This window comes from Actinoallomurus liliacearum (assembly GCF_039542035.1).
GTDB lineage: Bacteria > Actinomycetota > Actinomycetes > Streptosporangiales > Streptosporangiaceae > Actinoallomurus > Actinoallomurus liliacearum.
The window spans coordinates 1-13,573 of record NZ_BAABHJ010000023.1 but is presented as its reverse complement, the minus strand read 5'-3'; the positions used below and the strand labels follow the sequence as shown (position 1 = coordinate 13,573).

15 protein-coding genes are annotated in these 13,573 nt (G+C 71.9%); 7 read left to right on the top strand and 8 right to left on the bottom strand.

Translation table 11 applies throughout. The annotated features are described in order from the left end of the window. Window positions 1-2 precede the first annotated feature (2 nt). The 3 genes from ABD978_RS28140 to ABD978_RS28130 all read right to left on the bottom strand — a co-directional run bounded on the left by ABD978_RS28140 (window position 3) and on the right by ABD978_RS28130 (window position 3,053). Window positions 3-1,100: a D-alanine--D-alanine ligase family protein gene (locus ABD978_RS28140; RefSeq protein WP_345361050.1), complete on the bottom strand. Its 1,098-nt coding sequence runs from the start codon at window positions 1,098-1,100 to the stop codon at window positions 3-5. 106 nt (window positions 1,101-1,206) lie between these two features. Then, window positions 1,207-2,211: an NAD(P)H-dependent glycerol-3-phosphate dehydrogenase gene (locus ABD978_RS28135; protein ID WP_345361047.1), complete on the bottom strand. Its 1,005-nt coding sequence runs from the start codon at window positions 2,209-2,211 to the stop codon at window positions 1,207-1,209. Then, window positions 2,208-3,053, bottom strand: a complete 846-nt coding sequence (locus ABD978_RS28130) for a lysophospholipid acyltransferase family protein (protein ID WP_345361044.1) — start codon at window positions 3,051-3,053, stop codon at window positions 2,208-2,210. Before ABD978_RS28130 ends, ABD978_RS28135 begins: the two co-directional genes overlap by 4 nt. An 80-nt stretch (window positions 3,054-3,133) precedes the next feature. Between ABD978_RS28130 and cofC the strand changes: the two genes are divergently transcribed. Next, the gene (gene cofC, locus ABD978_RS28125) at window positions 3,134-3,802 is read left to right on the top strand and encodes a 2-phospho-L-lactate guanylyltransferase (protein WP_345361041.1); all 669 of its coding nucleotides are present in this window, start codon (window positions 3,134-3,136) and stop codon (window positions 3,800-3,802) included. A gap of 63 nt (window positions 3,803-3,865) precedes the next feature. Further along, entirely contained in the window at window positions 3,866-4,066 is a 201-nt protein-coding gene (locus ABD978_RS28120) for a hypothetical protein (RefSeq protein WP_252847685.1), read from the top strand. Window positions 4,067-4,324: 258 nt separating this feature from the next. On the opposite strand, the gene ABD978_RS28115 is transcribed toward ABD978_RS28120, so the two are convergent. From ABD978_RS28115 to leuC, 4 genes are all read right to left on the bottom strand, one after another. Beyond that, window positions 4,325-4,609 carry an HU family DNA-binding protein gene (locus tag ABD978_RS28115; RefSeq protein ID WP_345361035.1) on the bottom strand — a complete coding sequence of 95 codons (285 nt, stop codon included), beginning with the start codon at window positions 4,607-4,609 and terminating at the stop codon, window positions 4,325-4,327. A 108-nt stretch (window positions 4,610-4,717) separates the two neighbouring features. Then, window positions 4,718-4,948, bottom strand: a complete 231-nt coding sequence (locus ABD978_RS28110; protein ID WP_345362464.1) for an SCO5555 family protein — start codon at window positions 4,946-4,948, stop codon at window positions 4,718-4,720. A gap of 104 nt (window positions 4,949-5,052) precedes the next feature. Further along, window positions 5,053-5,643 carry a 3-isopropylmalate dehydratase small subunit gene (leuD, locus tag ABD978_RS28105; RefSeq protein ID WP_345361033.1) on the bottom strand — a complete coding sequence of 197 codons (591 nt, stop codon included), beginning with the start codon at window positions 5,641-5,643 and terminating at the stop codon, window positions 5,053-5,055. 13 nt (window positions 5,644-5,656) lie between these two features. After that, entirely contained in the window at window positions 5,657-7,054 is a 1,398-nt protein-coding gene (leuC, locus tag ABD978_RS28100; RefSeq protein WP_345361030.1) for a 3-isopropylmalate dehydratase large subunit, read from the bottom strand. A 76-nt stretch (window positions 7,055-7,130) separates the two neighbouring features. Here leuC and ABD978_RS28095 point away from each other — a divergent pair, with 76 nt between their 5' ends. The 3 genes from ABD978_RS28095 (at window position 7,131) to ABD978_RS28085 (ending at window position 9,827) form a co-directional block, all read left to right on the top strand. Further along, a complete protein-coding gene (locus ABD978_RS28095; RefSeq protein WP_345361027.1) occupies window positions 7,131-7,844 on the top strand; it encodes an IclR family transcriptional regulator in 714 nt (237 codons plus the stop codon). 248 nt (window positions 7,845-8,092) lie between these two features. Beyond that, entirely contained in the window at window positions 8,093-8,725 is a 633-nt protein-coding gene (locus ABD978_RS28090) for a MerR family transcriptional regulator (RefSeq protein WP_345361024.1), read from the top strand. A 118-nt stretch (window positions 8,726-8,843) separates the two neighbouring features. After that, the gene (locus ABD978_RS28085; RefSeq protein ID WP_345361021.1) at window positions 8,844-9,827 is read left to right on the top strand and encodes a helix-turn-helix transcriptional regulator; all 984 of its coding nucleotides are present in this window, start codon (window positions 8,844-8,846) and stop codon (window positions 9,825-9,827) included. A 455-nt stretch (window positions 9,828-10,282) separates the two neighbouring features. Here the strand turns inward: ABD978_RS28085 and ABD978_RS28080 are convergent, their stop codons facing one another. Next, entirely contained in the window at window positions 10,283-11,194 is a 912-nt protein-coding gene (locus tag ABD978_RS28080; RefSeq protein ID WP_345361018.1) for an SDR family oxidoreductase, read from the bottom strand. A gap of 84 nt (window positions 11,195-11,278) precedes the next feature. Between ABD978_RS28080 and ABD978_RS28075 the strand changes: the two genes are divergently transcribed. After that, a complete protein-coding gene (locus ABD978_RS28075) occupies window positions 11,279-12,154 on the top strand; it encodes a hypothetical protein (RefSeq protein WP_345361015.1) in 876 nt (291 codons plus the stop codon). Between the two features lie 483 nt (window positions 12,155-12,637). Beyond that, entirely contained in the window at window positions 12,638-13,453 is an 816-nt protein-coding gene (locus ABD978_RS28070) for an SAM-dependent methyltransferase (RefSeq protein WP_345361012.1), read from the top strand. Window positions 13,454-13,573: the final 120 nt, after the last annotated feature.

Sequence of the window (13,573 nt, the reverse complement as noted above, 5' to 3'; positions counted from 1 at the left end):
CGCTAGCGCAGGCCCAGCGGGCGGGCCAGGGCCGTGCGGATCCAGCGGTCGACCAGGGCCGGGTAGTCCAGGCCCGTGGCCGCCCACATCTTGGGGAACGCCGAGGCGGGCGTGCAGCCGGGCATCGTGTTGATCTCGTTGAGGATCAACCGGCCGTCCGGGGTATAGAAGAAGTCCACCCGGGCGAGCCCTTCGCAGCCCAGCGCGTCGAACGCCTGCACCGACAGCCGGCGGACCTCTTCGATCACGGTCGGCGGGAGCTGCGGCGGGATGTCCAGCGCGAGGCCGTCGTCGAGGTACTTGGCCTCGAAGTCGTAGTAGTCATGGCCGGAGCCCACGCGCACCTCGGCGGGCAGGCTGGCCTCGGCCGGTTCGTCGCCGAGCCCCTCGAGCACGCCGCACTCGATCTCCCGGCCCGGGATGGCCGCCTCGACGATCACCTTCGGGTCGTGCTCGCGCGCGGCCTCGACCGCGGACTCCAGCGCGTCCTCCGACTCGACCTTGGAGATGCCCATGCTCGAGCCCGCCCGCGCCGGCTTGACGAACACCGGCCAGCCGAGCTCCTTGATCTCGTCGACGACCTGCTTGCGCTCCCGCCGCCACTGCCGGTCCTTGACGACGACGTACGGGCCGACGGGCAGCCCGCAGCCCTGCCAGACCAGCTTCATGTACGCCTTGTCCATGCTCGCGGCGCTGGCGAGCACTCCCGCGCCGACGTAGCGCACGCCCGCCAGTTCGAGGAGGCCCTGGATCGTTCCGTCCTCGCCGTACGGGCCGTGCAGCAGCGGGAGCACGACGTCCACGTCGCCGAGGGCCCGCGGCACCTGGCCCGGCTCCACGACGACCAGGCCACGGCTGTCCGGGTCGAACGGCAGCGCCAGCGGCAGCCCGTCCTCGGCGACCTCCGGCAGCTTGCCGTCCTCGATCGAGAGCCGCTGCCCGGAGGCGAGGACCCAGCGCCCGTCGCGCGCGATGCCGACGGGAATGACCTCGTACCGGTCCTGGTCGATCGCGGCCATCACGCTGCCCGCGGTGAGACAGGAGATCGCGTGCTCCGAACTGCGTCCGCCGAAGACGACGGCGACCCGGATCCTGCTCATCGATCCACCTCTTCCCACCTGCACCGACAGTCGCGGGCACCGACATTACACGTCATTTCGCTTCGTGACGTTCTTCCCCGTTCGACGGGAAAAAGGTGCCCCGGGATCAGACGCCGTAGCGTTCGGGCTTCGGCGTCCGTGACATGAGGAGCCGCCCCGCGTCGGCCGGGCTGAGCCCGCCGTGCATGACCGCGACGATGGCCTCGGTGATCGGCATCTCGACGTGGTTCTGCCGGGCCAGTTCGAGGATCGCGTCGCAGGACTTCACGCCCTCCGCCGTCTGCCGGGTGGCCTTGACGACCTCCTCCAGGCTCATCCCGCGCCCGAGGTTCTCGCCGAAGGTGCGGTTCCGGGAGAGCGGTGAGCTGCAGGTGGCGACGAGGTCGCCCATGCCCGCCAGGCCCGCGAACGTGTGCTGGTCCGCGCCGAGCGCCGCCCCCAGGCGGGCGATCTCGGCCAGGCCGCGCGTCATCACCAGCGCCCGTACGTTGTCGCCCATGCCCATGCCGACCCCGATGCCGACGGCCAGGGCGATGACGTTCTTCACCGCGCCGCCGAGCTCGCAGCCGATGACGTCGGAGTTCGTGTAGGCGCGGAAGTACGGCGTCATGCAGGCGAGCTGCAGCTTCTGCGCGGTCGCCTCGTCGACGCACGCGACGGCCGCGGCCGAGGGCTGCTCCGCGGCGATCTCGCGGGCGAGGTTCGGGCCGGTGATCACCGCGACGCGCTCCTCGGGCACGTCGGCGACCTCACGGATCACCTCGCTCATCCGCTTGCAGGTGCCCAGCTCGATGCCCTTCATGAGGCTCACCAGGACCGCGTCGGCGGGCAGCAGCGGCCGCCACTCCGCCAGCCCCGACCGGAGCGTCTGTGCGGGCACGGCCAGCATGACGTACGACGCGTCGGCGAGCGCAGCGGCGACGTCGGTGGTGGCCGTCAGCCGGTCGGGCAGCCGTACGTCCGGCAGATAGTCGGGATTCTCATGCCGGTCGTTGATCGCCTCGACCAGCTCGGCGCGGCGCCCCCACATCGTGACGTCGCCGCCCGCGTCGGCCAGCACCTTGGCGAAGACGGTCCCCCATGACCCTGCCCCGAGCACCGCGATCTTCAAGAGGCCTTGGCCTCCTTGCCCGTGTCGGTCCCCTCGGCGTCCGCAGCTCCGGACGCCTCGGCGGCGGCCGCATCGCTCGTGTCGCCGGCCGTGCCCGGCGTGTCGGCGGCCGTGTCGCTCGCCTTGTCGGCGCGGCGGGTCCGGGCGGCCTCGCGCGGGTCGTACAGCTTCTCCGGGGCGGGCTCGCCACGCAGCTCGGCGAGCAGATCGGCGATGGCCCGCATGATGTCGGCGGTCGCGGCGTTCAGCGTCTCCGCGTCCAGGGGACGGCCCTCGTACTTGGACAGGTCGACCGGCGGCCCGGCGACGACGTGCATCGTCTTGCGCGGGAACGGGCGGAATTTCTTCGTGCCGTACGGCCAGAGGATGTGCGCTCCCCAGTGCGCCACGGGGATCACCGGGACGCCGGTGGTCAGCGCCATCCGGGCCGCGCCCGTCTTGCCGGTCATCGGCCACAGGTCCGGGTCCCGGGTGCAGGTGCCCTCCGGGTAGAAGATCACGCACTCGCCGCCGCGCAGGCCCTTCTCCGCATCGCGGAGGGCCAGCGCCGCGTCCGCCCGCTCGCGGTACACCGGGATCTGCCCGGTCCGGCGGATGATGCGGCCGATCACCGGCGCCTTGAACACACCGGCCTTGGCGAGGTAGACGGGGAAGCGGCCCGCCTTGTAGATGAAGTGGGCCATGGCGAGGGGGTCGGACCACGACAGGTGGTTGACCGCGATGATCACTCCGCCCTTCCGGGGGATGTTGTCCTGCCCCTTCCAGTCCCGCTTCAACAGCGTGAACAGCAGCGGGCGCAGAATCCCCACGACGATCGCGCGCCAGACGGGCGAATGACCCATGCCCTCCTCCTCACTTCATCCCGGCCGAGCCGGGGGTGTCGTCAAGTGTCGCGGGTGTTTCCGCGTAGTGTCGACCCACGATGTCTGGTACCCATCGCCTCACATGGATGCTCGTCGTGCCGGTCAAACCGCTGGCCCGCGCGAAGTCACGGCTGTCCGGCGCCGCCGGCCCCCATCGCGAGCGGCTGGCGCTGGCCATCGCGACCGACACCGTATCCGCCGCGCTGCGGTGTCCACGGGTCCGGGGGGTCGTGGTGGTCACCGACGACCCGGTCGCGGCGCCCGAACTCGCGGCGCTGGGCGCCCACATCGTCCCCGACGAGCCGGACGCCGGGCTGAACCCGGCACTGGTCCACGGCGTCGAGTGGGCGCGATCGCTGGCGCCGGACGCCGGGGTCGGCGCGATGTCCGCCGACCTGCCGGCTCTGCGGCCCGCCGAGCTGGGCCTCGTCCTGGAGGCCGCGGAGGATGCGCCGAACGCCTTCCTGCCCGACCTCGCGGGGTTCGGCACCACGCTGTACACGGCACGGCCCGGGGCGGTGTTCGCGCCGGCGTTCGGGACGGACTCCCGGGCCCGGCACCGCGGCCTGGGCGTGCGGGAGATCGCGCTGGACGAGGTCCTCAGCGTGCGCCAGGACGTCGACACGATCGACGACCTGCGGGCCGCGCTCGTCCTCGGGGTGGGGCCGCGGACGGCGTCCGTGGCTCCGCTGCTGCCCGTGCCCTGCTCCTCCGCCCCGCCGGACTGACCGGGCCCATGGGCGGTCGGCTCGCCGTCGGGCGTTCTTCCCGGACGCTCTAGTCTGTGCGGCATGCAGGGCACGGTTAAGGCGTACGACGCCGAGACGCGGACCGGCAGTGTGCTGCTGGACGACGGAAGCGAGATGGCCTTCGACACGGCAGCGTTCGACGCCGGCGGCCTGCGGCTGCTGAGGTTCGGGCAGCGGGTCAACCTCGCGGTCGAGGACGACCGCATCACGGTGATCACGCTCTCGACGTTCCCGCTGCCCTGAGCCGCCCCCGGCCGCCTTCCGACCCCCGGGGCCGAAGCCGCTCCCGACCGCGTTCCGGCTTCCAAGACCGAAGCCGCTCTTAGCCGCGTTCCGGCTTCCAAGACCGAAGCCGCTCCTGGCCGCGTTCCGGCCTCCGGGATCGCCGCTCACGGGGCGCCCGCCCCGTGGCCGGGACTCGCCGTCCCACCGGCCGAACGGCTCCGGGACCACGACGGCGCCCGGCGGACTCTCGTCTCGCCGGGCGCCGTCGGCACGCCGTCAGCTCTTCTTGGCGCCGGCCACCAGGTTCTTGAAATCCGATCCTGCCTTGAACTTCGGCACCGAGGTCGCGGGCACGTTGATCGTGGCGCCCGTCGCCGGGTTCCGGGCCTCACGAGCCGGCCGATCGGCCTTCTCGAAGGATCCAAAACCGGTGATGGCCACCTTCTCGCCCTTGGCCACCGTCTCCTGAATGGTGTCCAGGATGGCGTCGACCGCCTCGGTCGCCGCTTTCTTGCTGCCGACTCGATCGGCGATCGCGTCGACGAGTTCGCGCTTGTTCATGGGTTTGCTCCTCTTCCCCCTTGCTCGCTCGAAACTAGGGGACCTCAGGGCATCTATACAATCACCCATGGCCGGTGTTTGCGCCTGTGTCGCAGGCAGAAACGCCATTCAGGATGCGTTTTCATCGCCGTCGAGCTCGATCATGAAGGATTCGAGCCGCTTGACGGCAAGCGTCGGATCCCGCTTGGCAAGATCGGTTATGAGCAGGAGTTGCCTGGTCAGACGGGGTTTGTGCACGCCCGGAAGGCCGGCCACCCTCGTGTGCGCCTCGCGCAGCCTCCGGGCCAGGGCGTTGAGCTGCGGATCGTCCCACGCGGGACCGGATGGTGTTGTCATCATCACACCTCGTCACCTGGTTTCCACGGAGGCGCGCCGTGGGGTCGAACGGCAGGAGGGGCCGGCAGCGTACGCTGCCGGCCCCTCCACCGTACGGGTGCGGACGATCAGGCGGTCACGGGGAGCCAGGGCTGCCGCTTGGCCTCGAAGTCGGTGATGGCGTCGGCGTTGCGCAGGGTCAGGCCGATGTCGTCCAGGCCCTCCAGCAGCCGCCAGCGGGTGTAGTCGTCGATCTCGAACGTCTGCACGCCGCCCTCGTCGCAGCGCAGCTCGCGGGCCGCCAGATCGATGGTGAACTCCTTGGCGGGGTTCGCCGCGATCTTGTCCTGCAGGCCCTCGACGACGTCCTCGGGGAGCTGGATCGGCAGCAGGCCCGCCTTCGTGGCGTTGTTGCGGAAGATGTCGCCGAACCGCGCCGACACGACGGCGCGGAAGCCGTACTGCTGCAGCGCCCAGACGGCGTGCTCACGCGAGGAGCCGGTGCCGAAGTCGGGCCCGGCGACGAGGATCGACGCGCCCTGGTACTCCGGGCGGTTCAGGACGAACTCCGGGTCCTCGCGCCAGGCCGCGAACAGGCCCTTCTCGAACCCGGTGCGGCTGACCTGCTTGAGCCAGACCGCCGGGATGATCTGGTCGGTGTCGACGTTGCTGCGCCGCAGCGGCACGGCGCGGCCCGTGTGGGTGGTGAAGGCTTCCATGACTGGCTCCCGATTACAGGTCGGCCGGGGCGGTCAGACGCCCGGTGACGGCGGTGGCGGCGGCGACGGCGGGCGAGACCAGGTGGGTACGGCCGCCCTTGCCCTGCCGGCCCTCGAAGTTGCGGTTGGAGGTCGAGGCGCTGCGCTCCCCCGGCTTGAGCTGGTCGGGGTTCATGCCCAGGCACATCGAGCAGCCCGCCTCGCGCCACTCGGCGCCCGCGGCCTTGAAGACCTCGTTCAGGCCCTCCTCCTCGGCCTGTGCCTTGACCTTCATCGAGCCCGGCACGATCAGCATCCGCACGCCGTCGGCGACCTTGCGACCCTTGATCACCTCTGCCGCCGCGCGCAGGTCCTCGATCCGGCCGTTGGTGCAGGACCCGACGAACACGGTGTCGACGGTGACGTCCCGCAGCGGGGTGCCGGCGGTCAGGCCCATGTACTCCAGCGCGCGCTCGGCGGCGGCGCGGTGCGTCGGGTCCCCGAAGGAGGCCGGCTCCGGAACGCTCGCCGCGAGCGGCGCGCCCTGGCCGGGGTTGGTGCCCCACGTGACGAACGGCGTGAGCTCGGAGGCGTCGATGACGACCTCCTTGTCGAACGTCGCGTCGTCGTCGGTGCGCAGCGACCGCCAGTACTCCTTGGCGGCCTCCCAGTCGGCCCCGGACGGCGCGTGCGGGCGGCCCTCGAGGTAGGCGAAGGTCGTCTCGTCCGGCGCGATCATGCCGGCCCGCGCGCCCGCCTCGATGGACATGTTGCAGACCGTCATGCGGCCCTCCATCGACAGCGACCGGATGGCCTCGCCGCGGTACTCGATGATGTGGCCCTGGCCGCCGCCCGTGCCGATCTTCGCGATGATCGCCAGGATGAGGTCCTTGGCGGTCACGCCGTACGGCAGCTCGCCGTTGACGGTGACGGCCATCATCTTGGGCCGGCGCTGCGGCAGCGTCTGGGTGGCGAGGACGTGCTCGACCTCGCTGGTGCCGATGCCGAACGCCAGCGCGCCGAACGCGCCGTGCGTGGAGGTGTGCGAGTCGCCGCAGACGACCGTCATGCCCGGCTGGGTCAGCCCCAGCTGCGGGCCGATGACGTGGACGATGCCCTGGCCGGCGTCGCCCATCGGGTGCAGGCGGACGCCGAACTCGGCGCAGTTCTTGCGCAGCGTCTCGACCTGGGTGCGCGACACCGGGTCGGCGATCGGCGCGAGGATGTCGGTGGTCGGGACGTTGTGGTCCTCGGTGGCGATCGTCAGGTCCGGCCGGCGGACCGTGCGGTTCGCCATGCGCAGCCCGTCGAAGGCCTGGGGGCTCGTGACCTCGTGGATGAGGTGGAGGTCGATGTAGAGAACGTCCGGCTCGCCCTCGGCGCTCCGTACAACGTGCGCGTCGTAGACCTTGTCCGCAAGTGTTCGGCCCATCACTCCACCTCTTCCGGTTCGGTAGCTCCTCTGCCCGCGACTTGCATCTCAGATTCCGAGACGGCAGTATCGAAGCATGGACAACTCTAGCGGAGTCGGCGTGCTGGACAAAGCGGTTCTGGTCCTGAACGCCCTGGAGGCCGGTCCGGCCTCCCTCGCCCAGCTGGTGCAGACCACCGGCTTGGCCCGGCCCACCGCCCACCGGCTCGCCGTCGCGCTGGAGCACCACCGGATGGTCCACCGGGACACCCAGGGCCGGTTCATCCTCGGCCCCCGGCTGGCCGAGCTGGCCGCCGCCGCCGGAGAGGACCGCCTGCTCGCCATCGCCCAGCCGATCCTGACCCAGTTGCGGGACCTGACCGGCGAGAGCGCCCAGCTCTACCGGCGGCAGGGCGACGTGCGCGTGTGCGTCGCCGCGGCCGAGCGGATGAGCGGCCTGCGCGACACCGTCCCGGTCGGCAGCGCCCTGCCGATGGTCGCCGGCTCCGCCGCGCAGATCCTGCTGGCCTGGGAGGAGCCCGACCGCCTGCACCGGGGGCTGCGTGGCGCGAAGTTCACCGCGACGACGCTGGCCTCCGTACGACGCCGGGGCTGGGCGCAGAGCGTCGGCGAGCGCGAGCAGGGGGTCGCCTCGGTGTCCGCGCCGATCCGCGGCACCGGCGGCCGGGTGATCGCGGCCATCTCGGTGTCCGGGCCGATCGAGCGGCTTTCACGCGCCCCCGGCCGGATGCACGCACCGCCCGTCCTCGCCGCCGCGGAGAAGATCTCCGAAACGATGCGCCGCGGCTGACCCGTCCTTCAGAGACCGGGACTCGGACGCGATCCCCGGGTGCCCCTCCTTCAGACACCGGGACTCGGACACGAGTCCCGGCTGAGGGTCCTTCGGATACCGAGACCAGGATGCGACTCCCCGCTGAGCGCCCGCCGGAGACCTCGGCTCGGACGCGACGCCCGGCTGAGCGTCCGTCGGATACCGAGACTCGGGAACCGCGACTCCCCGGCGGCCGTACGGCGATAGTGTCCCGGCCAGGGGGGCAGATGAAGATCTCCGAGCTCAGCGACCGGAGCGGGCTGCCGGTTCAGACGATCAAGTACTACATCCGGGAGGGACTCCTTCCGAAGGGGACGGCCACCGCGGCGACCCGGGCGGAGTACGACGGCCGGCATCTGCACCGGCTCCGTCTCATCAAGGCCCTCCGGGAGGTCGGCGACCTGCCGATCGCGTCGGTACAGCAGATCGTCGCCGCCGTCGACGACGACGCCGTCGCGCTCCACCTGCTGCTGGGGAAGGCGCAGTACGCCCTCGGCCCGCGTGCCGAGCCGCAGCCCGAGGACTCCGGCTGGCGGGCCGCCCGCCAGGACGTGGACGCGGTCATCGCCGAGCTCGGCTGGCGCGTGCTACCGGACGCGCCCGCCCGCGATCTGCTCGCGCAGGCGTTCGCGGCGCTGCGTGGGCTGGGCCTGCCCATCGTCCTGCGCGACCTTCGCCCGTACATCGAGGCCGCCGAGCTCATCGCGGACCACGAGGTCGCCGGGCTGTTGGTCGACGAGGACCGCGAGCGGGCCGTGCAGACCGCCATCGCGACCAACGTCCTGTACGAGCGGGTCCTGCTCGCCCTGCGCCGGATGGCCCAGGAGAACGCGTCAACCCGCCGCTTCGACCTGGCCTGACATCGCCGTGGAGCTCAGTGCCGAGGATTTCCGTCGTCATAGCGACGGAAATCCTCGGCACAGAGCGGCCGCAGCCCCGCACCGCCGCTCGACCCGGTGCCTCCGTTAGCCTCGGGGGATGCGGGCGGCGCGACTCATCTCCCTGGTCCTGCTGCTGCAGAGCCGCGAGTCCATGACCGCCGGGGAGCTGGCCCGGCGGCTCGAGGTCTCCGAACGCACCATCACCCGTGACATGCTTGCGCTCGCGGAGGCGGGCGTGCCGGTGTACGCCGACCGCGGCCGGGGCGGCGGCTACCGGCTTCTGGAGGGGTACCGGACCCGGCTCACCGGGCTGGGCCGGGCCGAGGCCGAGGCGCTGTTCCTGTCGGGGGTGCCCGGCCCGCTGCGCGACATGGGCCTGGGCGACGCCGCGCTCGCCGCCCGGCTGAAGGTCTCGGCCGCGCTGCTGCCGGAGCTGCGCGACGCCCCCGAGACCGCCGCGCAGCGGTTCCACCTGGACGCTCCCGCGTGGTTCCGGGTCGCCGACCGGCCTCCGCTGCTGCCGGAGCTCTCCCAGGCCGTGTGGGGCGACCGGGTCGCGGCCGTCCGCTACCGGCGCGGCGAGCAGGTCGTCGACCGCACCCTCGAACCGTACGGCCTGGTGCTCAAGGCCGGAGTCTGGTACGCCGTCGGCCGTACCGGAGACCGTTTCCAGGTGTACCGCGTGGACCGCTTCGAGGGCGTACGGACCGGATCGGAGCGCTTCGTCCGCGACGAGAGCTTCGACCTGGCCGCGTTCTGGGACGAGCGGGCGGAGGATTTCGAGCGCTCGCTGCTCAGAACCCGGGCCACCGTACGGCTGACACCGGCGGGGCTGCGGGCGCTGCGTCACGTCGCGGACCCGGTCGCCCTGCCGGACGCGTTGACGTCGGCGAGCGCGCCCGATGACCAGGAGAGGGTCACCGTCACCCTGCCCGTCGAGTCCGTCGAGGTCGCCTACTCACAGCTCCTCCGCCTCGGCCCGGAGGTGGAGGTCCTGGAGCCGCCGGAGCTGCGCGCCCTCCTCGCGGACGCCGCCCTGCGGATGAACCGCCTGTACGCCCCGGACCCGTCCCAGATCTGACACCGTGATCACCGGCCGGTCCCGACCACCGACAGATCCCCGACCGCGTCGGCGTAGTAGGCCGACCCGCCCAGGTGAAAGGCGAGCTGCCGGAAGCTCCGTCCATCGACGCGTGCCACCGGTCAGGCATCGGCCGGTCGCCGGCCGGCCTCGCTTCCAGTTCGGCGAGGTGGTCGATGAGGTGGTCGTCGACCCGCCGGATCGCCCTGTGCGGGGTGTACGCCCGATCATCGACGGGGAACGGACGGCCGTCCCAGGCCGTCCAGGTCGCCGCCAGCGCGAGGACGCGCTCGACCATCGCCGTCCCGACGGCGGCCGGGTCACGGTCATCGCTGTCCGGAACCTGACGAGCCATCCTGTACCTCCTTCTCATCATCTCCGCGCCCGTCGGCGCGGCAGCGCCGAGACTTTTCGTCGTCATAGCGACGGAAACCCTCGGCGCAAAGCCCGAGGGGTCAGCGGTAGCCGGTGTCGTCGGCCGGCAGTCCGGCGTCACGGACCTCGGTGAGGTACCGCCAGGCGTTCGGGCGCGTGCCGTCGACGTCGGTGAAGCCGTAGATCCGCGCGAGTTCGCCGCTCGACAGCGTCCGCCCGGTCCAGCGGGCCACGTCGGGGTCGGCGGCCAGCGCCGCCACGGCCCGGCCGACGTACGACGGCGACTCGGAGACGCAGAAGTGCGGCTGCTCGGCGGTGGCCTCCCGCCAGGTCTCCTCGGTGACGCCGAAGATCTCCAGCATCGCCTCGGACCGGAGCCAGCCCGGCGTGACCGCGACGGCCGTGCCGCCGTACGGGCGCAGTTCCTCCGCCTGGGCCAGGGCCATCCGCTGCGCGGCGACCTTGGCGAGGTCGTAGAAGAACCCGGCGTCGGCGCGGTAGGCGGCGTTGTACTCGGCCGTTCCGTCCGTCATCTCGACGACCAGGCCGCCGGGCCGGAGGATGAGCAGCGGCAGTGCGCAGTGACTGGTGATGGCGTGCGTGTCGATGCCGAGGCGGAGCATCCGCAGCCCGTCATCGAGGGAGTGCTCCCAGAGCCGCCGGTCGAATTGGAGGTACACGTCGCCGCCCCAGATGTCGTTGACGAGTACGTCGAGCCGGCCGCGCTCGCGGTCGATCCGGTCGACGAGGTCCCGTACCTGGTCGGGTTCGAGGTGATCCACCGCGATGGCGATGCCCTCGCCGCCCGCCTTGGTCACCAGTTCGGCGGTGTCCTCGATCGTCTCGGGCCGGTTCAGCTCCGAGCGCCGCTCGCGCGTCGTCCGCCCGGTGACGTACACGGTCGCGCCGGCCCGGCCGAGTTCGACCGCGATGGCCCGCCCCGCTCCGCGGGTGCCCCCGGCGACCAGGGCGACCTTTCCCTGCAGTGTCATGCCTGTCCCCTTTCCTGTCGCCGGGGATGCTGGCAGCGAAAGCAGACACCTTGTGTCGTCTTTCGCGCGGGGAATCATGAGGGGGTGGATTTCGACACCGCCGCCGACCGGCTCTACGGCGTCCCCCCGTCCGAGTTCACCGCCACGCGCAAACGGCTGGCCGGTGAGCTGTCGCGCGAGGACGCCCGCCGCCTCACCGCGCTGCGCCGTCCGACCGTCTCCGCGTGGGCCGTCAACCACCTGCTCCGCGACGGCGGCGTCGAGTCACTGCTCGGGCTCGGCGAGCGGATGCGCGAGGCGTGGTCGTCCGGCGGCGACGTGGGCGAGCTGGAACGCGAGCGGGGCAGGCTGGTGGACGGGCTGGTCCGCCGGGCGCGAGAGCTGGCGAAGGAGGCCGACCGGCCGCTGAACGAGGCCCAGAGCCGGGAGGTCGAGGACACGCTCCAGGCCGCCATCGCCGATCCGTCGGCGGCCGAGGCCGTACGGGCCGGGCGGCTGGAGCACCCGCTGAGCCACACCGGCTTCGGGCCGCTCGGCGCCGTGGCTCCGTCGGTGACGCATCGCCGGAAGAAGGCGGAGCCGAAGGAAGGGGAGCCGAAGGAAGCGCGGGGGAAGCGGCCCACTCGGGAGGAGGATTCCCGCGTCAGGGCGCGGCGGCTGGCGGAGGAGGCTCGGGCCGCCGCGGAGCGGGCCGAAGAGGCGGAACACTCCATCGCCCAGTGGGAGTCCGAGCGGGACGCCGCGCGGGAGGCCGTCGCGGCCGCCGACCGGCGCCTCGAGGAGCTGCGGAGACAGGTGAAGGCCGCCGAGGCCGAGCGCGCGGAGGCCGGCCGGCACGAACAGGTCGCCCAACGCGAGTACGACCGTGCCGCACGCACGGCCGAGGACGCCCGCCGCCACGCCGAGGAGGCCGACGCCCGGCGTCGTGCCGGGGAGGCCGACGCACGCCGCCGCGCCTAGAAAGCGGACGCCCACCACACCCGGCGAGCGGACGCCCCGCCGCGCCCGGGAAGCGGACGCACGGAGGCTAGGGCGTGTCCGGTGGATCACGTGCTGGTCGATCTGTGACGACGCGGGACGCGTGCGGCCCCGGCCGGGCGGGACGGTCCGCCCGCCGGGCCGTGGCGTCGTTTCTGGCGGTGTCTACTCAGCGGAGAGAATTCTCCGCCGAGTGGACACCGGTGGAAGAGGACCGTGGACCTGGGTACGCGATCCGAGGAGATCGCCCGCCATCTCCCATCCCGGACGCCGGCTCGGCCGACCGGGTGACGAACCCGCCGTCCACAAGATCCACCGGACAGGTCCTAGGAGGTCGGAGCGCGCCGCCGTGGCCGGGCGGCCGGCGGACGGCGTCGTGCGCGAGGAGCGGAAACGCTGTTAGGCATTGAATCCGATGGGTATCGGCTGGCACAGTAAGGGCTGTTAATCCGAGAAAGGTGAGTTGTGACGGACGTGCCCCGCCGTGGCCTGGCCGACGTGGACACGAGTGTTCCAAATGTCGCACGGATGAACGACTACCTCCTCGGCGGGAAGGACAATTTCGCCGCCGACCGGGAGGCCGTCGGCAACCTGCTCGCGATCGCACCGGAGATCAGGGAAATCGCGCTGGAGAACCGCCTCTTCCTCCGCCGCGCGGTCCGTTTCCTCGCCGAGCAGGGCATTCGGCAGTTCATCGACATCGGTTCGGGGCTGCCGACCCAGCGCAACAGCCATGAGATCGCCCGATCCGTGACATCCGACGCGCGAGTGGTGTACGTCGAGAAGGACCCGGTCGTCCTCTCACACGCGCGGGCGATCCTCATCGACAGTTCGCGCACGGCGGTCGTGGAGGGCGACATCCTGCACCCGGAGGCGTTCCTCACCGAGTGCGGTCTGCACGGGCTGATCGATCTCGCAGAGCCGCTCGCCCTCGTGGTCTGTGGTGCGCTGCACTTCATCCCGCATTCGGATGACCCGTTCACGAGCGTGGCGTGGCTGCGGGACGCGGTTCCGTCCGGCAGTCACCTGGCCATCACCCACGTCGTCTTCGACACTCGCCCGGACGTCGCCGAACCGATCGAGGAGATCTACCGGGCGATTCTGGACCGGCCGGGCGAGACGGCGGCGCGGACGCGGGATCAGGTGCTGCCGTTCTTCGACGGGTTCGAGCTGGTCGACCCCGGTCTGGTGTGGGTGCGCGAGTGGCGCCCGGAGAATCCGCTGGCCGCCCGGTCGCCGGAGAAGGCGTGGATGCTGGGCGGCGTCGGCCGCAAGCCGTAGGCGGTGGCCGGAAGGGGTGAGCCGGCGGGCTCGGGAGTCAGAGCTCCTTGAGGATGCGTCCGAGGGTGTCGCGGATGCGGGTGGCGGGCTCGGCGTCGATGCACAACCGCTCCATCACCG